The organism is Carboxydocella sp. JDF658 (genome assembly GCF_002049395.1).
Lineage (GTDB): Bacteria > Bacillota.
The window spans coordinates 1-268 of sequence record NZ_BDLR01000158.1; the positions used below are offsets into that span (position 1 = coordinate 1).

Annotated in this window: 1 protein-coding gene; it reads right to left on the bottom strand. The window is 47.4% G+C overall.

Annotation, left to right across the window (positions count from 1 at the left end):
* On the bottom strand, positions 1-268 hold a 268-nt coding region (locus JDF658_RS12955), incomplete at both ends, for a transposase (protein ID WP_200805688.1).

The window sequence follows — 268 nt, forward strand, 5'->3', positions numbered from 1 at the left end:
ATAACACATAGGGCCAGTCCGCACCGCAGCTTCATTTTGGCCATGCCCCGAATGGTATGCTGTTCGAATCCAAAGGATACATCGAGTCTGCTATTTACCCTTTCTACTGCGGTGCGTTTTTTATATTCTTTTTCCCACTTATAACTTGCCCGGTCGATCGGCGTGAATATCCGTCGGTTTTCCGCTAGCGGTATACGTATTCCCTGACTAACTGAACACTGTTCCATTCCCTGACACTTGATTCCGTATCGCTTTGCCGGACATAACT